This window comes from Streptomyces sp. NBC_00461, from assembly GCF_036013935.1.
Taxonomy (GTDB): domain Bacteria; phylum Actinomycetota; class Actinomycetes; order Streptomycetales; family Streptomycetaceae; genus Streptomyces.
Genome location: NZ_CP107902.1, coordinates 1,187,837 through 1,204,404, shown reverse-complemented (window position 1 = coordinate 1,204,404; position 16,568 = coordinate 1,187,837). Strand labels below are relative to the sequence as shown.

Here is a 16,568-nt window from a genome sequence, read left to right as displayed (position 1 = left end):
AGGGCCTTTCGGGGTGCGGGGGTTACTGGCTGCAGGTGGTGGTGTGGCCGTGCAGCGGGGTGTTCAGGTCGCTGGGCGTGGTCTTGCGGCGGACGACGTGACCTGCGGCGAGGTGGCGCTGGCAGATGGTCAGGACGGGTGGACCCTCGGGCAGCCGCTCGGGGCGGCATTCCGTGTCCGTCGGGGTCTCATCCGCGGCGGGCAGGAGGTGGAAGGCGTCGTGCACCGCGGCGGCGGACTGCCACAGCCGGGTGTGCGCGGTGGCGAGATGGCGGCCGGCGGCGGGATGCGGCGGACGGGTGGATTCGGCGAGCTGGTCGAGCAGGTGGTGCAGTGCGGTCAGATGGGCGTGCAGCACGTCGAGGTGCACGCGATCCGCGGGTGAAGCGGTGTGCTGGGTGCGTGGGGTGAGGGCGCGGGCGTGGTGGCGGATACCGGCGCTGGCGGCCCGCAGGTACGGGTACGCGTCGCCGACGGGGATGGCAGAGGTCAAAGGGGGAGATTTCCTTCCTGCCATGGGGCAGGACGTCGGCTGGTGCCGGAGTGGGGCTACAGGGCCGTGCGGGCGAGGGGGAGGGCGCCGAGCGTGAAGGCGTCGGGCTGCTGGAAGTTGAGCCGTCGCAGATCGACCTGGGCGGTGACGGCGGCGGTCTCGATCTGCGCGCACGCGGCGTCGAGCAGGGCGTCGGTCTCCGCGGAGACGGTGAGCAGCCCGGTCAGCGACACGTCGGCGTGTCCGGCGATCAACTGGCGCTCGCGGACCTTGACGTCCGCGTACTCCACGGAGTCGGCTTCGGAGTCCACCTGCCCGCGACGCGAGCGTTCGTTGGCGTCGGCGATGATCGCCGCCTTCTTGCGCTGCACGTCGCGCATCGCGGACTCGAACCCCTGCGGCACATACATAAGGGAGAGGGTGCGCCGGACCCCGGCCGTGAACATCAGGCCGTGCAAAAAGCCCGCGCTCGTTTCGGTGCGCGGCCAGTCCTCGACCCAGTAGGTGGCGTGCCGGGCGGAGTCGGTGGCGAGCCGGTCGTACTCCTCGACCTGAACCACGGGCCCGGCGGCTGCCGGGTCGGCTTCGGCCCGGCCGGAGTTGGACCACTGCTGCAGCGCAGACAGCGCCCTGGGGTCGTAGGCGGTGCGGATGACGGCGGCGATCTCGCGGGCGCTGAGCCAGCCGGTCACCATCAGTCCGGCGCTGCGCGCGGCCTGGGCGATGGCGGACGTGGTCTGTTCCATCACAGTGAAGGCGCCGGGCAGCCCGCCGCCGGCCTGACTGATGAGGCGCTTGGCGGCCTTGAGGTCGAGGGAGATCGCCAGGTACGCCTCGTGCGGGGCGGCGGCCGGGCCGGCGGAGGCGACAAGTTCGCTGTAGACCTGTCCGGCGACCGGGGTTTCGGGGTGGCCCTGCTGGGCCCAGTAGCGGGTGAGGGTGTCGCCGCTGTCGGGCACGGTGCGCTCCAGGACCTGCACAGTGGCGACGTGTCCGGTGCGGGCGATGCCCGCCAGGGCCCGCCCCCAGCTGCTGACGTTGTGGTTCTGACTCGCCGGGTCGAGGAGCGCGAAGGCCCTGCTGGAGACGCGGGCGACGGCGGTCAGGGTCTGGCCGTGCGGGTCGTGCACGGCGGCGGCCTGGTTGGCGGAATCGCCGGGCGTGACCACGCGCAGTGAGGCGGCGGTGCCGGGCAGGTGCAGGATGCCGTCCTGGCGGGGACGGGTGACGGGCCGGGCGAGCCACAGGCTCTGGCCGGTACGCCGCCGCCGGGCGAAGCGCAGGACGATCGGCGCCCAGTCGATCAGCGAGCGGCCGTGCCTGCGGACGACGACCAGGGCGGCGACCGCGGCCCACAGCGGCGCCAGGGCGATGGCGCCGAGGAGCCCGGTGGATACCACCGTGACCAGCAGCAGAGCCAACGCGCAGGATACGAGGACGAGTTGGGGCAGGGAGAGGCCGAGCAGGATGCCGCGCCTGGACCGGTGGGGGAATTTGACGGTGAGCGGTTGGACGGTGAGATCAGACAAGGGCCGTTCCGATGGTGCGCGGGGCGGTGGCCGGGGCGGCACGCGGCGAGGAATGCGCAGCGCGTGCCGCCCCGGAGTCGGGCAAGGTCACAGGCCGGCGGGCGGAGGCGGCGGTGCCCCAGTTCCGCTGGAGGTGCCGGCCGAGTTCGGTGCCGGCGGGGCGCCCTGCGGCGGTGGCGTCGAGGCGCCGGCGCCGGGCTGCGACATGAAGCCGCTGCCGCCGCTGGGGGGCGATCCGGAACCGCCACCCGGTCCGGGTGCACCGCCGAACTGACCACTGGTGTCGTCACGAGGGCTGGTCGGCGGGGGCTGGACGGCCTTGTCCAGACCGTTCTTGATCCCCTCGCTCCCGGACGACGGGGCGTTTGAGCTGCCGCCTTCCTTGCCGGTGTCCGGGTTGGCGGCGATGTCGCCGGGGAAGCCGCCCGGCACGGAGTCCGGGCCCTGGGGAGCGGCGCCTGCTCCGGCCGCGGCACCGCCAGTCCCCGCGGTCGCGACCGCGGCGGCGGCTTTGCGTCCGGCGCGTTCGGCGTGCTGACGGGCCATCTGCGCACCGGCTCCGCCGGAGCGGTGCAGGGTCTCGGCGTCGGAGCCCTCGGAGGCGGCCCAGTGCACGAACTTGAACGTGGCGTACGGGCATAGCAGGACCAGCGCCAGGATGACGATGCCGGCCATCACGTCGGCGAGGGCGGCGATGCCGTCCTTCGCCTCGGTCTTGCCCATCGCGGCGATCCCCAGGACGAAGATCACAGTCATCAGCAACTTGCTGACCACGAGGGTGGCGGTGGCTTCGATCCAGCCCTTGCGCCAGCGGCGGGCGACCTCCCAGCCTCCGCCGGCTCCGGCGAAGACGGCGAGGGTGACCATGACGAGGATGCCGACCTTGCGGACCATCATCACGCACCAGTAGAGGAAGGCGCCGATCGCGGCGCCGATGCCGACGAAGACGGTGACGAGCCAGCCCAGGCCGGACAGTTCGGCGATCTGTCCCACCTTGACGATGCGCCGCACCGCGGTGGCGATGTCGAGGTTGGCGGCCTTGAAGAGTCCGTCGCTCAATGCGTCGACGACTTCGATGGCGACGGTGGTGAAGGCGATCGCGGTGAACGCGAACAGCACGCCGGTGGCGGTGCCGGTGAATGCCTGGGTGAGCGCCTGGCCGTCGCGGCGGATCGCGGCGCGCACGAGCTGGGCGCAGAACGTGGCGACGAGGACGACCAGGCCGATCGGCAGGATCATCTCGTAGTTGTCTCGGAACCACCCGGCGTTCAAGTCGACCTTGGTGGTGGTGTTGACCGCCTCGGCGGCCAAGTCGGCTGCAGCTGCGGCGAGTTCGCCCGCGCTCTTGGCCATCCAGTTGCCGATGGCCGTGCCCGGGTCGGAGGCGAAATCCACGGCATCACCGACGGCGCAGAGTTTGTCCGCGAGAGGGAGGTCGCAGAAGCCCAAGGGGGAATCCCCTCCTTTCTTCGGTGGGCTGGGGGCAGGTCAGGGCACGACGCGGGGGGCGATGGAGACCAGCGAGCAGGTCGCGTTGGGGCGGCACTGCACGGCGAGGGTGATGGAGCGGTCCTCGGCGCCGGCCCCGCCCTTCCAGGCGATCTGCTGCTTGCCGGTGACGGTGACGGCGTAGATGTACGCCTCGGTGATCGCCGACGGATCGTCCGCCAGGGCCTGCTTGAACGCCGAGGGGTAATGGGCCTCCGTGACGGTGGCGGTGGCGTACTGGTCCTGGTCGGCCATCCGCGACCACAGCACCGGATCCGGCACCTGTGTGTCGATCGAGGACCAGTCGGCGTACTTCGTCTCCGACGTCAGCCACGCCCTCATTCCGGCGAGCTGCTGGTCACGGCTGGTGGTGCGGGTGTCGTACGACCACAGCGTTGCCGCGGCGGCCTTGGCGAAGGCGACCGGGTCCGCCAGCTGCGGGGGCTTGGCCACCGAACCGGCCCCGGCCGACGCCGTCGGACCGGCGGACGCGGAGGTACTGCTGCTCGGCCCGGAGGACGGAGCGGCGGCCTGGCTGTCGCCGGCTGTGGTGCGGCCGGTGAGCAGGGCGACGACGATGGCGAGGGCTAGCAGGACGGCGAGGCCGGTCGCGAGGACCGTGATGCGCTGGCGGGTCGACCAGCCGAGGCCGTAGCCGGACAGGGAGGGGAATCGTTTCGGCATCAGTGGACCTGCGACCCCAGGGCGGAGAAGAACGCCACGACCCCGTTCGCGGCGCCGAGACCAAGGGCGGCGCCCGCCGCGACCACCGCGCCCTTCTTGCCGTTGGCCTCGGCCTGGTGGCCGCCGGTGTGGTGGCCCCACGCCCACACGCCGAGGGAGACGGCGAGCGCGCCGACAACGGCGACGATCGCGAACAGGTTGATCGAGTTGACGACGTTCTTGAGCACGGCGAGGCCGGGCAGGCCACCGCCCGAGGGCGTGATGCCGGGGTCGTAGGCCAGATACTGCACGGTTTCGAGCAGGTGCAATGAGGCTCCTTGGGCACGCCGAAGCCCGGCGCGCGGGAATCACAGAAAGGGCGAGAGGGCGAGGCAACTGCCTCGAGAAGGAAGGCCGGCAGCGGTGCGGGAGACGGCTGGCCCGGTCGGCGCCCGCGTTGGGGCGGTGTGGCGTGCACGAGGTCACGCAGGTTTCGCGCCGAGGGTGGACGAGGCCACAGGCCGGGCCGGGGCTGCTGTCGATGGCGCTTCGGCTCAGGCTCCGAACCGGCTTCCGGGGTGCGCTACTTCGGGATCGACGGCTTCGGTGCCGGGTTGGTCTTGTACGGGTTCGCGCAGTTGTAGATCATGTAGCCGCGGATCTTCTTGCCGTCGGACTTCCGGGTCACGGTGCCGCGGGTGTACCAGGTCTTCTCGGCCTTCTTGTAGGCCCACTGGTCGTAGACGACCTTGTCGTGCCGGTAGCCGATGCCCACGACGGTGGACGACTTCGACGGGGCCTTGCGGATCTTGACCGCACTGCAGCTGATCGTGGTGGTGCCGGTGTCGTACGCCTGTGCCGTGCTGGCGGTGGCCAGGCCGCCGGCGGCGACGGCCAGGCCCAGGGAAGCTGCCGCGAGGGCGCGCTGGGTGCTGTGGCGGGTTATCAAGTAGGTGCTCCGTGATGTCAGGGGAATGAGGGTGGGCAGGACGGCGGGTCCTGCGGGGCCCGTCCGAGGTGAGTGCGGAAGAGGCCCAGGGGGTATCCCGGTCAGGGGCGGTGGGCCGGGGCTGCCGCGCCCCGACCGGGGGTCAGATGACGCGGCGGGCGGCGAGGATGTCCCAGTCCGCGAGCGGCGTGATCCGCACAGGCTTTCCGGTACGGGGGGCCTCGATCGCGAGTCCCGAGCCGAGGTACATGCCGACGTGCTCGGGGCGGGCGGCGCTGCCGCGGGAGAAGATCAGGTCACCGGGCTTGAGCGCCTTGGGGGACACGGCCTTGCCCTCGTTGACCTGCGTATACGTGGTGCGGGTGAGCTGGATGCCGACGTGCTTGTACGCCTGCTGGGTCAGCGAGCTGCAGTCGCAGCGGCCCATCGGGTCGGGGCCGTGCGGCGCCGTGCAGGTGCCGCCCCACTGGTACATCGTGCCGAGCTGCGCCATCGCCCAGGCGATCGCCTCGCGCGCCTTCGGATCGGCGTCCTTCGGAATCGAGTAGCCCTTCGGTACCGACCCTTCCGGGATGCTGCCGTACCCGGAGCCGTCCTTGGCCGCCGCACAGGGCGCGGTACTGGAGGTGGTGTTCGTCTCGCTGGTGTCATGGTCGGCGTCGGGGAACGTCGCGGCGATCGCCTTGTGCAGGGCGGTCGCCAGCTCCTCCCAGTCGGCATAGGCGTCGGGGTAGCCGGAGCGCTGGACCTTCTGCGCGGCCTGGGCGACGGTCAGTTGCTGCCAACCGTCCACCGCGAGCAGGTGCTTGTAGAACTGCTCGCTCGCGTAGACGGGGTCGTGGATCTCCGTAGCGGTGCCCCATCCCTGGCTCGGCCGTTGCTGGAACAGACCCAGCGAGTCGCGGTCGCCAGCGTTCAGGTTGCGCAGCCGGGATTCCTGCATCGCGGTGGCGAGCGCGATGATCTGGCCCTTCTTCGGCACGTGGAGGCCGAGCCCGGTGGCCACGATCGTGCGGGCGTTGGGGATCTGTTCCTCGGGCAGGGACAGGCCCTCGACGTGCACGGCCTTGGCGGTCGCACCGTTGAGGATCTTGGTGACCTGCTCGACGACCGTGTCGGTGTCGACGTCGCCCACGCAGCTGAAGGACGAGTAGGTGGTCTGGGCGGCCTCGCTGCTGGTGGCCATCAGCATGGCCGTGCCGGCGAGGAGGAGAGGAGAGAGGACGAAGACGCCGATGCCGGCGGCCACGCCCTTCAATCGGGGACGCCTCCCGGGCGGCCGTCATGGGCCGGAGACCGGTGCGCGGGCAGGGGAGGGTAGTGCGATGTCACAGCGAGGTCCTTGGTGAAGTCCCGGCGGCGCGTGCGTCGTTGAGGAAAGGGCGCGACGGCCGGGGTGGTGGGTAAATCGGGGGCCCAGGTGCACGTGGGCGAGTTGCCGCTCGCGCTGGTGCAGAGGCGTCGGGTCAGGTGTGCCAGGACATGGGGATACCTCCACGAAGGCAGGGGCGGGGATGCGCCATCGGCGTGGTCCGCCGGGCAGTTCCAAAACACTAAGGGCGGATCCCCGGTTGCCGAAATCGTCTCTGATCAAGGCTCTATTTCGGGGTTTTCGGCGGCGATAGCGCTCAACCGGGGATCGTGCCCTACAGTTTTGTCTCCTCCCCTCGCCCCCGCCGCTGCGTGGCCCGCAGTGCCTTCCTGCCTGCATGCGGTCCCGCGGGTTATCCAGGCGGGCCGGAGCGTCTCTCCCTCACCTCACCCGACCCGAATTGGGGTATCTCTTTGCCTTTTTCCCTGCACCAGGGCGACGCGCTCGGCGTCCTCGCCGAACTGCCGGACGACTGCGTCGACTCCGTCATCACCGACCCGCCGTACAACAGCGGCGGGCGAACGGCCAAGGAGCGCACCTCCCGCAGCGCGAAGCAGAAGTACACCTCTGCCGACGCAGGTCACGAACTGCCGGACTTCACCGGTGAGAACATGGATCAGCGGTCGTACGGCTTCTGGCTGACCCAGATCATGACCGAGGCACACCGGCTCACCAAGGTCGGCGGCACGGCGCTGCTGTTCACCGACTGGCGGCAGCTGCCGATCACCACGGATGCCATCCAGGCCGCCGGCTGGCTCTGGCGTGGCGTGCTCGCCTGGCACAAGCCGCAGGCCCGCCCTCAGAAGGGACGTTTCACCCAGAACTGCGAATTCGTCGTCTGGGCCAGCAACGGACCGATCGACGCCTCCAGGAACCCGGTCTACCTGCCCGGCTTGTACAGCGCCTCGCAGCCGTCGGGCAAGAGTCGCCAGCACATCACGCAGAAGCCCGTCTCCGTCATGCGGGAGCTGGTGCAGATCTCCCCGCCCGGCGGCACGGTGCTCGACTTCACCTGCGGATCCGGCTCGACGGGAGTCGCGGCCCTGCTGGAGGGCCGCGATTTCATCGGCGTCGAGAAGACCAAGCACTATGCCGCGATAGCAGCCGACCGGCTCACTGAAACGCTGCAACAGACTTTGTCCCAGGACGACTTGACCCTCACGTCCTGAGCCCTGTTGTGCAGCGTGGTACGGCCTGTGGTGCGTGGCCCGTCATGCCATGGCCGTGCCGCGCTGGGCGTTATAGCAGCAAAGTCCCGGTTACCGAAACCGGGGATTCTCCGGATGGCTTGAGCCGGAATTCACGCCCACTGGCTGCGGCTCAAGGAGGCCCCTTTTCGTGCCTGAATCCATAGTCCCCCCGGAGGGCGGGGAGCCGGAACCGGTCCGGCTGCCGGAGTCCGATCTGGAGAGCATTGAGGCGAGCGTCCGCAAACTGCTGGGCCAGTCTGCCGAGCAGGCCCGCCAGCTCGACAGCCTCGCCTCCGCACCGCCGCCCACGGACTCACCGTTCGGCGCCTTCGGCATGCCAGGGTTCGCGGGCCTGGCGCCGCAGAGCTCCTTGCCGGAGCCCCGCCCGATCCTGGAGCTGGAGGGCGAGGAGTACGAAGACGAGCTCGACGCGCTGTCGGACTGGGTGGATGACTTCCTCGTCCGGGTCTACGGGGCGGAGGTCACCACCGCCGCCCCGTGGTGCGAGCAGTGGCAGGAACACGCCGACGTCGTCGCCTGGCTCCACGCCCTGTGGCTGGCCTACCAGCAGCATAAGGATCCCGAGGCCGGTCTGTCCGGCCTGTTCGTCTGGCACCGGGACTTCCTCACCCACGCCATGGCCACCGTCCGGGCTGCCGGCGGGCCGCTGTCCGCGTGCATGACCGATCCGGACCGCCCCGCCCACCGCCTGCTGCCCGGACCGCCGCCCTCGAGCCGGACCACCGCCGAAACCGCAGAGTCCGACGAGAACGGCGCACCCGGCCAGGGGGCCGGATGAGCGGCCACGACCGGCTCGCCTTCGGTCTCTCCTTCGACCCGCGGGCCCTGAACGACCTTCTCCAGGCCCCCGCAGACATCCGCGACCTGGCGCTCGCCCAGCTCCAGGACGTCGTCAACGCCCGCCTGTTCGGCGCCAAACTCACCCGCGATCTCGCCGGATGCCGCAAGGTCTACGTCGATCACCGCAACGCGTGGCGCATCGTCTACGCCCAGCGGCCGGCGCCCGCGAACTCCACGCACACCACCGAGATCCACGTCGTGGCCGTACGCCCGCGGGAGGCGCACGACGTGTACGACACCGCCCGCGCCCGCCTCGGCATCACCCGGCGGCCCCTGGGCGAGCGCACCCACGCGGCCCGCACCCGCTCGCCGCAGCTGGGCGCGCGCCAGCCCATCCCCAAGCCAGGACCACCGCCCTACGCGATGCCCGGCCTTCCCCGACCCGCACTGCCCCCGACCCTGAAAGGCCCCATTCGTTGACGCAGTTCCCCACCCTGATCGACCAGGTCGCCGCCGCGGTACTGGCGCCGACCGAGGTCACCGAGAACCCGCACCACCGCGCCATCGTCGATGTGTTCGTCGAGATCCAGGACCTCGACCGGCAGCTCACCGCCCTGTCCGGCGCCGACCGTCCCGCCGGCGTCAGTGCCACCGAGCAGCTCGACACGCTCACCGACCTGCTGATCGAACGCATGGCAGCCGGAGCCGAGTTGAGTGCGCTGCTGTCCACCTCCTGCTGCTGCGCGGCTGCGTACGGGCCCGAACCGCCCAGCGAGTACGAGCCGGTGGAGGACGAAGAGCCCGACTTCGATCCGGACCTCGATCCCGACTTCGAGGGCCTCGACGACTTCGAGGATCTGGAGGGTCCCGACGACCTCGACGGCTTCGATGACCTCCACAAGGCCACGTGCGAGGAGTTCCTGACCTGCCCGAGCCGGCCGAGGACGATTGTCCACGCCTGCCTTGACATCTTCGACGTCCTGGGTGCAGCGGAGTATGTGAGCACCGCGGAGCTGGTCACGCGCCTGCGCGAGCTGCCCGGCGAGGCCGATGGACGCTGGCGCTATGCCGACCTCACCCCGGTCCGCCTCGCTCTGCTCCTGCGCCCCTACGGAGTCCAGTCCCGCAAGCCGCGCAAGGTCGACGGCAGCCGCTACCGGGCCTACCGGCGCGGCGACCTGCAGGCCGCCCGCCCGGACTGCTCCTGCTGACCCACCCCGCCCTCGCGCGTACCCGCGAGGTGACGGCGGCGGACTGGGACCTGGTCGCCGCCTTCCACGCGCAGTGTTCCGAACAGAACCTGTTGCGCCGCTGGGGCCGCACCCGCCTCACGCCCCGCGACCTGACACGGCTGCTCGCCCAGGCGCAGTGCTGGCTCGGACTCGACGCGGACGAGCGGCCACTGGCCCTCGTCTGCCTCGGGCCCGTCAGCCGGGAGCCGGGCGTCGTCGACCTCGGACTGCAAGTCGCCGACGACCACCACCGCCGCGGCATCGGAACAGCCCTGGCCCGGCAGGCGGCCCGGATGGCCCGCACGCGCGGGGCACACACCCTCACCGCGTTCACGCAGGCGTCCAACGCGCCGATGCTCCGGCTCCTGGAGCGTCTGGGGCCCACCCGGCGCACCCGCGACGGCCCCTACGTCGAGGTCAGCATCGCCCTGGACGCGTGCGCCTCGGACGCCCTCCCGCACACAAGAACCGCTCCGACATGAGCTCACCGCCCGCCCCCTCGCCCAACCGCCACCCGCGCACCGTGCTCGACCACAGGATCGAGACGGCCGCAGGGTGCAGCATCGAGACGCTGTGGCGGCACCGCGAGGCCGGTCTCCTCGACGCACCGCAGGCGGCCCTGGCGGACGCCCACCGCGACCTCGTCCGGGCCGAGCGGGACGTCACCTTCCACCGCGCCCGTCTCGCCCGCCTGGTGTCCGGCGAGTTCCCCGTCGATGAGGCGCTGTTGGCCCGGATCGAGCGCACGGTCGACCAGCTGGCGCACGCCATCGGCGAGCGCGACGCCGAGCAGGCCAAGGCCGCCGCCGCGCTGGAGCCGATCGAAGCCGCCGCCCCGCGAAGAGCGCCACGGCAGGTGCCGACGAAAGACGTCGCGGCCCTGCTCGCCATCGTCCAGGGCGCCAAACTGCACGAGAACCTCCTCACCCACCGGCTCGCCGTGGTCACCCCCTCCCGTACCCGCATTTCCTACGCCCAGCTGCAGCGCCTGCAGGCGAGCGGCCTCGTGGACCGCGACACCTCCCACCCAGTGCACGCCGGCCAGCCCGTCACCCTCACCGACGCCGGCCGGGCCGTCCTTGCCGCCCCGCGCCCCGCAGGCCCGCCCGGCACCACGCCGTCGCCCCAGTCAGCGTCATCACGCGCTCCCGCACACCTGCGTCGGTGAACAGATCAACACGCCCTGCCCACGACGTCCATGGCGTCGTTGCACCGAAAGCACCGATGCCCACCTACGAACCGGATTTCCGCCTCGACGGATATGAGGCCGTCAACGACCACGTCGCCGACCAGTTCTGGCAGCACATCACCATCGAGCAGGACATGCTCACCCTGCTGGCCGAGCACCACACCGAGGACGGCGAGCACAGCTTCTACGTGATGCACAACCGCGCCGTCACCTGGGGCATCCCCGGCGAACCTCAGATCGTCGCCCTGCACCTCAAACGCGACTCGGCGGCGCGCACCTTCCGCTTCACGCACAAGGAACTGCCGCTGCCGTCCATGGCTCAGTCCTGGCTGATCGCCCGCGGCTGCCCCGAGGACAAGATCCTCCTGCCCGACGGCATGGGCACCACACCCGCCAACCAGGCCACCCGCGCCCTGGAGAAGCGACTGCGCAGCGACGGCGACCATTTCGCCCCGCTGACCAGCTACACGCACGACGCCGAGCCGATAGAGACCACCGTGCTGCTGCGCGCCATCGACGAGAAGGCGCCACTGCCGTTCCGGGTACTGCTCGAAGAGGTCGACACCGACGCGTGGACGCACACACTGCGCGAGGGCGCCTTCGCCACCTTCGAGGCAGCCACCCAGTGGTGGGAAGCGCACTGGGATGGCGAGGCGATCCCGCTGCCGGCCGCGTCACCGCCAGCCCGCCACACCACCGCTCCGGGCGTCCCCGCTCTGCCCGCGCACCCCGCTCCATCGCGCGGTCCGGGCCGCTGAATTCGCGGCTACCCACCGGATTTCCCCTTCCCCGCCCACTGAAATGCCGGCTGCCCTGAGCTAGGCGGCGCGGAACATAGCACGCAATCCCCGGTTACCGAAACCGGGGATTCTCCGGACTCTTGTTCTCGGCCCGCACGGCATCAGCCCGGGTCCGCTTCCGCAATCCCTTCCCTATTTTCGTGGAGGTCAATTCCCCATGCGCACCAGCCGCATAGCCGTCTCCGCCGCCGTTCTCGGCGCGCTCGCTCTCCCGCTCGTCTCCATCCCCACCGCCAGTGCCGCAACCACCGTCAGCAGCTGCTCGGCAAAGCCGCTCCCGTACAAGGTGCACACGAAGGCTGTAACGATCCGCTCCAAGGCGTCCGCCAAGTCCACGGCGCTCGGCGTGCTCTACCGCAGCCACAAGTTCACCGTCCACAAGAGCAGCGGGAACTGGCGCTACATCACGGACAAGACCACCGGCGTAAAGGGGTGGGTGTCCGGAACGTACGTCTACCGCGACACCGCCATGTGCCTGGACTAGCAGACCGGCCCGCAATTCCCCTCTTCGGCATCCGGGTTCGCGGACCGCTCCCGCACGGACCGGATTTGCAGTGCATTTTCCCGCCCCTGAAAAGCGAATGAAAGGAGCCTCTCCGTGCCCGAGTTCAGCGAGGACGTGATGGGCGTCGTCACTGAGCGGATCGAGGACCGTTTCCAGATGCCTCTCGCCGATCTGCGCCGGGCGGTTCAGGCGGCACCACAGGCCAACCCCGATGCCACCAGTGTCGTGCACTGGTACGGCCTGCTCGCCGAAACCCAGGACGCACTCGACACCGCGGAGGACGCGCTCGTCGAGGCGCTCGGCTCGCACCCGGGCGAACTCGACGACGCTGTCATGGAATTGGCGCACCAGGTCAACGCCGCTGTCACTGCACGTGACGGTCGCGTGATGGTCGTGAACTACCTCCTCGACCCCCTCGCCCCTGGCAAGCGCGGGCCTGGCGCCTGGCGTGGTGCCGGCCCCGCCGCGCGCCGCGCTCCGGCGCTGCTCACCGCGGCGCCCGCACTGCCCGGCGAGCGGGGTATCCCGACGCGCGGGGTGACGCGATGAGCGTCATCGACAAGTCCACCAGCCGCGACACCGCGCTGGAGGAGGCGTTCGGTGCCTCCGTCGCCGAGCTGTATGCGCAGGCAGCCCATCTTGAGGTCTGCGCCGCCCTCCACCGTGCGCTGGAACTGCGTAGCTTTCTCGCGGTCGCCGAGGAACAGGTCGTCCGCGTACGTGATCGCGTCCACGCCTCGATGTCCTGCGACCGCGACCTGGGCGAGCTGTCCGCCGAGGACCTGCGCTGGGACGCCCAGTGGCTGGAGGCTGCGCTGGCCGGCCGGGACGGCTACGTCGCCGCCCTCGACGACCTCCTGCGGACCATGCCCGCTCGCGATCAACGCCCCGCGCAGTCGGTGCGGTTCGCCCAACCGAAGATCACCGCCACTGCTCCGCCCGCCCCGGCAACCGGCCGTGCCGGGGCGGTGCGGACCCGCCGTCCCTGAAAGCCCGCCGATTGCCCCTGCCCGACGCCACCGCCCACGCCATCTCCGAGATCATCGCCCAGCGCATCGAGGCGCTGTTCGGACAGCCCCTCGCCGAACTCGATGCCCTCGCCGGCAACACTTCCGACGCCACCCTGCTCGCTGCGCTCACCGGCAGTCACAGCGATCTGGTGCTCGCTGAGCGCAACATCGCCTTCCAGCTGGAGAGGCTGCGCGAACTCATCGCTCCTGAGCGGGAGATCGGCCGTTTTGCCGCCGGTCACATCGTCGACTGCGCCCGCCGCATCGCCGAGTCCGTCGCCGCCCGCGACGCCTACGCCAAGAACACCGGCGCGGTCCTGGCAGGACTGCGCCGTGCACCGGCCCCCGACACTCCGCCGGCTGTGCCCGTACCCGCCGCCCCGGCGACCGCCGCCTCCCGCACCCGCTGATCTGCCCGCACTGCTTGAGGAGCCCCATCCTTGGCCACCACCGCTCAGCCCCCTACCACCCCGAACGACTACTCCAGCGTCACCAAGACGCTGGATCTGCTCGCCCCGCGCTGGAGCGTGTGGGTGCTGATGACCCTCTCCTCCCAGCCGCTGCGCTACGCCGAGATCAAACCCCGGCTTCCGTGGCTCGCCGACGGCCAGCTCCACCCCCGGCTGCGCCACCTCACCAACGCTGGCGTGGTCGAACGCACGGAGTACGCCCCGCGCCACGTCACGTACGGCCTCACTGGCCGCGGCGCCGAGCTGTTGCCCGTCCTGGCCGTGATCGCCTCCTGGGGCGATACCCACTTGGAGAAGCAGCTCGTCACCAGCAAGGCCACCGGTGAGCTGGAGCCCGAGCGGATCCCCCCGGCCCAGAACATCGACGACACGATCACTCTGATCGCCCCGCGGCACGCCACCCCGATCCTTATGACCCTGCAGGCCCGGGGCCGTGCGAGCGCCAAGACCCTGGCCACCGAAGCCATGTCCGGCTACGGGCTGAACGCCGTCTACAAGCCCCTGGACCGCTTGGTCGCCGACGGCCTCGTCACGGCCACCGGCAGCGGCGACTTCCAGCTGTCCGCTAGCGGCCAGGCGCTCGCCCCCGTCTTCCAGGCCATCACTGCGTGGGCTGTCCTCCCGTCCGGCGGGGCCGAGCCGTTTCGCCGACCGGGGACCGCCCCGTCCCAGACCCGCTCCGGCCCGTGGGCGACCACCCCGACGCGCCTGCCGGCGCCCCCAGTTCCGGCCGCACAGTCTGCCGTCCCTGCCCTGGCCGCCACCCCGCCGCCCAACGGTCCGGAGTGGAAGTCCAGCGACCTCTTCTCCCACCAGATACCCGCCCGCCCCATCACACCGGAGGGAGGCCCGCGCCGATGACCGCCGCCCTGCCCACCAGCGTCCTGCGCGAACGCCGAGCGATCCGGACCCTGTCCCTGCCGGGCCTGATACGCCTGATCACCGAGATCGACGACAACGGCCCCATCAGCCGCCAACGCGGCAGCCTGCAGAGCGCCCTCGGCGACCTCACCACCGGACAACTGCGCCACGCCATCGACACCGCACGCGACCTCGGGCTCATCCATGCCCGCGGACACGCCTTGGCCCGCTACCAGCTCACCGCGAGTGGCAAGGACCTCGCCGAGGTGTACGACACCGCAGCACGCTGGGCCCGAACTAACCAACTCCCCAGCCGCACCAGTGACTTCGTCGCGCGCGTCCAGCGCGCCTTCCAGATGCAGGACGGCAGCCCGGGGCAATCCGGCGCAGCGACCGAACCGTCGGCTCCGCGCGCGGCGCTGTCCGAGTGGTTTACGGCGTACCCCCGCGTCCTGCACCAGGACATTGCCCGCTCGTCCTGTGCGGCGGAGGAATCGGGGCGCGCTGCGTGAGATCCCGTGTCGGACCCTGGCATGCCCGCAGGCCGGTCCCCACTCTGCTGCGTGGCATCTACCTGCCGCGCAGCACGGACGCTGCCGCGTTCGCCATGGCCACCTACGGCATCCCGCTGCTGGTACTGGCCACCACCAACTCGGTCACCCTGACCGGCCTCGCGTTCGCGCTGGAATGGGTGCCGAGACTGGGTTCGTTCGCCTTCGCAGGGGTTCTGGTCGACCGCCACGGGACCACCGCCGTGCTCCGTTTCGCCTCTGCGGGCCGGGCCGTGGTTGTCCTGGCCACCGCGTTCATCTTGCCAACGCAGGCGGGCCTCAGCGCGACGGCCACCGTCATGCTGCTCGCCGCGTCCACCGGGATCCTCACTGAATGCTCCTACATCGCGGCCGAGACCGCGGGCGGAGTCGCCGGCCGCGAGGCCGGCGCCCGCGCCCACCGCGTTCAGTCGGTGCTGCTCGGCATTGACCAGTTCGCCACGCTGGTCGGCCCCGCACTCGCCGGGCTGCTCCTGCAGCAGGCTGGCGCCACCGGAATACTGATCGTGATCGCCGTCTTTTCGCTGCTCACCAGTGTCTTGGCCCCGCGCCAGCGCCACCGGAGCAAGCCCGCCGCGCCGCAGCCTGTCCTTAAGGGGCTGCACACCGGCTGGTCGACCCTCCGCGCGCTACCGGCCCTCGGCTGGCTGGTGACCGGACTGACCGTCTCCAACCTGACCGTCGGCCTGCTGCAGGCCGCCACCCCAGTGATCATCGTCAAACAGCTCGGATACTCCGCGGCCGACGTCGGGCTCATCTGGTCGGCAGCCGCCGTCGGCTCGCTTCTCGCGGTCGCCCTGTGCCGCCGGGCGATCGACCGCTTCGGCCTGTGGCTGGTCGGCGCCGTGTCCGCAACGATCGCCGCCTTGGCGTGCCTGGCCGTCTCCTTCGCCGACACCTACGGCAGCTATCTCACCCTGATCGCCGTCCTCATGGCCGGTGAGGGCGGCATGACCGTCGTGCTGCGCACCCTGCGCTCCCGCCTCATCCCCGAACCGGTGTTCGGCGCCACCCTGTCGCTGACCATCCTGCTGCTCCTGTTGCCCTTCCCCCTCGCCGGTGTCCTCGTCGCCACCGTGCCGCCCGCTCAGCTCGGCCACGTGATCACCCTCTGCGCTGCACTGCAGGCCCTGGGCCTCTTCGCCGCCTTCGCCCGGCTGCGCGCCACCCCCGCCCTGCGAACTTCTCTCACCTGACCTCTCGGAACACCCCACGGAGACGCCGCCATACCCACCTCCCGCACCCTTGCCGATCTCTACGCCCTGCCGGTATCTCGCCCGTCGCTTCGAGCCACCGGGTTGGTCTCAGGACGTTGTTCGAGGACCTGCGCTGACAGCTGCCCGCGGGCGTGCGCGGACTGAACAACTCCTTCACCGCCCTGTACGCCCGCAAGTTGATCGAGGACCACCCCCAGTGGGCGTCTGCCTTCGAGCTGCGACGCCGCCGCATCCCCTGACCCAGGCGT

21 protein-coding genes and 1 pseudogene are annotated in these 16,568 nt (G+C 70.8%); 15 read left to right on the top strand and 7 right to left on the bottom strand.

Going from position 1 to position 16,568, the window contains the following annotated elements:
• Nucleotides 1–22: 22 nt before the first annotated feature.
• From OG870_RS05955 to OG870_RS05925, 7 genes are all read right to left on the bottom strand, one after another.
• The gene (locus OG870_RS05955; RefSeq protein ID WP_327690712.1) at nucleotides 23–493 is read right to left on the bottom strand and encodes a DUF6238 family protein; all 471 of its coding nucleotides are present in this window, start codon (nucleotides 491–493) and stop codon (nucleotides 23–25) included.
• 56 nt (nucleotides 494–549) lie between these two features.
• The gene (locus OG870_RS05950; protein ID WP_327690711.1) at nucleotides 550–2,022 is read right to left on the bottom strand and encodes an SCO6880 family protein; all 1,473 of its coding nucleotides are present in this window, start codon (nucleotides 2,020–2,022) and stop codon (nucleotides 550–552) included.
• Nucleotides 2,023–2,109: 87 nt separating this feature from the next.
• Complete coding sequence (locus OG870_RS05945) at nucleotides 2,110–3,471, bottom strand: SCO6881 family protein (protein WP_327690710.1); 1,362 nt, start codon at nucleotides 3,469–3,471, stop codon at nucleotides 2,110–2,112.
• A 39-nt stretch (nucleotides 3,472–3,510) separates the two neighbouring features.
• A complete protein-coding gene (locus tag OG870_RS05940; RefSeq protein ID WP_327690709.1) occupies nucleotides 3,511–4,194 on the bottom strand; it encodes a hypothetical protein in 684 nt (227 codons plus the stop codon).
• Nucleotides 4,194–4,502 carry a DUF6112 family protein gene (locus OG870_RS05935; protein WP_033530972.1) on the bottom strand — a complete coding sequence of 103 codons (309 nt, stop codon included), beginning with the start codon at nucleotides 4,500–4,502 and terminating at the stop codon, nucleotides 4,194–4,196. The genes OG870_RS05940 and OG870_RS05935 overlap by 1 nt, the downstream gene beginning before the upstream one ends.
• Before the next feature lie 254 nt (nucleotides 4,503–4,756).
• The gene (locus tag OG870_RS05930; protein ID WP_266586604.1) at nucleotides 4,757–5,122 is read right to left on the bottom strand and encodes a hypothetical protein; all 366 of its coding nucleotides are present in this window, start codon (nucleotides 5,120–5,122) and stop codon (nucleotides 4,757–4,759) included.
• A gap of 142 nt (nucleotides 5,123–5,264) precedes the next feature.
• Nucleotides 5,265–6,380 (bottom strand): C40 family peptidase, encoded by a 1,116-nt coding sequence (locus tag OG870_RS05925; protein ID WP_266586606.1) that lies wholly within the window; start codon nucleotides 6,378–6,380, stop codon nucleotides 5,265–5,267.
• 527 nt (nucleotides 6,381–6,907) lie between these two features.
• On the opposite strand from OG870_RS05925, the gene OG870_RS05920 reads away from it, so the two are divergent.
• From OG870_RS05920 to OG870_RS48110, 15 genes and pseudogenes are all read left to right on the top strand, one after another.
• Entirely contained in the window at nucleotides 6,908–7,663 is a 756-nt protein-coding gene (locus OG870_RS05920; RefSeq protein WP_054243551.1) for a DNA-methyltransferase, read from the top strand.
• A gap of 169 nt (nucleotides 7,664–7,832) precedes the next feature.
• Nucleotides 7,833–8,483 (top strand): DUF4913 domain-containing protein, encoded by a 651-nt coding sequence (locus tag OG870_RS05915; RefSeq protein WP_327690708.1) that lies wholly within the window; start codon nucleotides 7,833–7,835, stop codon nucleotides 8,481–8,483.
• Nucleotides 8,480–8,965 carry a hypothetical protein gene (locus OG870_RS05910; RefSeq protein WP_266586610.1) on the top strand — a complete coding sequence of 162 codons (486 nt, stop codon included), beginning with the start codon at nucleotides 8,480–8,482 and terminating at the stop codon, nucleotides 8,963–8,965. The genes OG870_RS05915 and OG870_RS05910 overlap by 4 nt, the downstream gene beginning before the upstream one ends.
• On the top strand, nucleotides 8,962–9,696 hold the full coding sequence (locus OG870_RS05905) for a DUF3631 domain-containing protein (RefSeq protein WP_327690707.1): 735 nt from the start codon (nucleotides 8,962–8,964) through the stop codon (nucleotides 9,694–9,696). The genes OG870_RS05910 and OG870_RS05905 overlap by 4 nt, the downstream gene beginning before the upstream one ends.
• Nucleotides 9,697–9,725: 29 nt before the next feature.
• Nucleotides 9,726–10,199, top strand: a complete 474-nt coding sequence (locus OG870_RS05900) for a GNAT family N-acetyltransferase (RefSeq protein WP_266586614.1) — start codon at nucleotides 9,726–9,728, stop codon at nucleotides 10,197–10,199.
• Nucleotides 10,196–10,885 carry a hypothetical protein gene (locus tag OG870_RS05895; protein WP_266586616.1) on the top strand — a complete coding sequence of 230 codons (690 nt, stop codon included), beginning with the start codon at nucleotides 10,196–10,198 and terminating at the stop codon, nucleotides 10,883–10,885. Before OG870_RS05900 ends, OG870_RS05895 begins: the two co-directional genes overlap by 4 nt.
• A gap of 56 nt (nucleotides 10,886–10,941) precedes the next feature.
• Nucleotides 10,942–11,664, top strand: coding sequence for a hypothetical protein (locus tag OG870_RS05890; RefSeq protein ID WP_266586618.1), 723 nt, complete (start codon nucleotides 10,942–10,944; stop codon nucleotides 11,662–11,664).
• Nucleotides 11,665–11,863: 199 nt separating this feature from the next.
• Nucleotides 11,864–12,190 (top strand): SH3 domain-containing protein, encoded by a 327-nt coding sequence (locus tag OG870_RS05885; RefSeq protein ID WP_327690706.1) that lies wholly within the window; start codon nucleotides 11,864–11,866, stop codon nucleotides 12,188–12,190.
• Nucleotides 12,191–12,304: 114 nt separating this feature from the next.
• On the top strand, nucleotides 12,305–12,760 hold the full coding sequence (locus tag OG870_RS05880; RefSeq protein ID WP_327690705.1) for a hypothetical protein: 456 nt from the start codon (nucleotides 12,305–12,307) through the stop codon (nucleotides 12,758–12,760).
• Nucleotides 12,757–13,200, top strand: coding sequence for a hypothetical protein (locus OG870_RS05875; RefSeq protein ID WP_327690704.1), 444 nt, complete (start codon nucleotides 12,757–12,759; stop codon nucleotides 13,198–13,200). Before OG870_RS05880 ends, OG870_RS05875 begins: the two co-directional genes overlap by 4 nt.
• Nucleotides 13,201–13,211: 11 nt before the next feature.
• Nucleotides 13,212–13,631 (top strand): hypothetical protein, encoded by a 420-nt coding sequence (locus tag OG870_RS05870; protein WP_266586626.1) that lies wholly within the window; start codon nucleotides 13,212–13,214, stop codon nucleotides 13,629–13,631.
• A gap of 30 nt (nucleotides 13,632–13,661) precedes the next feature.
• Nucleotides 13,662–14,552, top strand: coding sequence for a winged helix-turn-helix transcriptional regulator (locus OG870_RS05865; RefSeq protein WP_327690703.1), 891 nt, complete (start codon nucleotides 13,662–13,664; stop codon nucleotides 14,550–14,552).
• Nucleotides 14,549–15,064, top strand: coding sequence for a hypothetical protein (locus tag OG870_RS05860; RefSeq protein ID WP_327690702.1), 516 nt, complete (start codon nucleotides 14,549–14,551; stop codon nucleotides 15,062–15,064). Before OG870_RS05865 ends, OG870_RS05860 begins: the two co-directional genes overlap by 4 nt.
• Nucleotides 15,061–16,299 carry an MFS transporter gene (locus OG870_RS05855; protein WP_327690701.1) on the top strand — a complete coding sequence of 413 codons (1,239 nt, stop codon included), beginning with the start codon at nucleotides 15,061–15,063 and terminating at the stop codon, nucleotides 16,297–16,299. Before OG870_RS05860 ends, OG870_RS05855 begins: the two co-directional genes overlap by 4 nt.
• Nucleotides 16,296–16,559: pseudogene (locus tag OG870_RS48110) on the top strand (hypothetical protein). The gene OG870_RS05855 and the pseudogene OG870_RS48110 overlap by 4 nt, the downstream one beginning before the upstream one ends.
• Nucleotides 16,560–16,568 lie beyond the last annotated feature (9 nt).

Bases quoted from the DNA above. Each gene is read 5' to 3' on its own strand.
- OG870_RS05875 (WP_327690704.1), top strand. From the start codon at position 12,757: ATGAGCGTCATCGACAAGTCCACCAGCCGCGACACCGCGCTGGAGGAG.
- OG870_RS05895 (WP_266586616.1), top strand. From the start codon at position 10,196: ATGAGCTCACCGCCCGCCCCCTCGCCCAACCGCCACCCGCGCACCGTG.
- OG870_RS05885 (WP_327690706.1), top strand. From the start codon at position 11,864: ATGCGCACCAGCCGCATAGCCGTCTCCGCCGCCGTTCTCGGCGCGCTC.
- OG870_RS05940 (WP_327690709.1), bottom strand. From the start codon at position 4,194: ATGCCGAAACGATTCCCCTCCCTGTCCGGCTACGGCCTCGGCTGGTCG.
- OG870_RS05890 (WP_266586618.1), top strand. From the start codon at position 10,942: ATGCCCACCTACGAACCGGATTTCCGCCTCGACGGATATGAGGCCGTC.
- OG870_RS05860 (WP_327690702.1), top strand. From the start codon at position 14,549: ATGACCGCCGCCCTGCCCACCAGCGTCCTGCGCGAACGCCGAGCGATC.
- OG870_RS05910 (WP_266586610.1), top strand. From the start codon at position 8,480: ATGAGCGGCCACGACCGGCTCGCCTTCGGTCTCTCCTTCGACCCGCGG.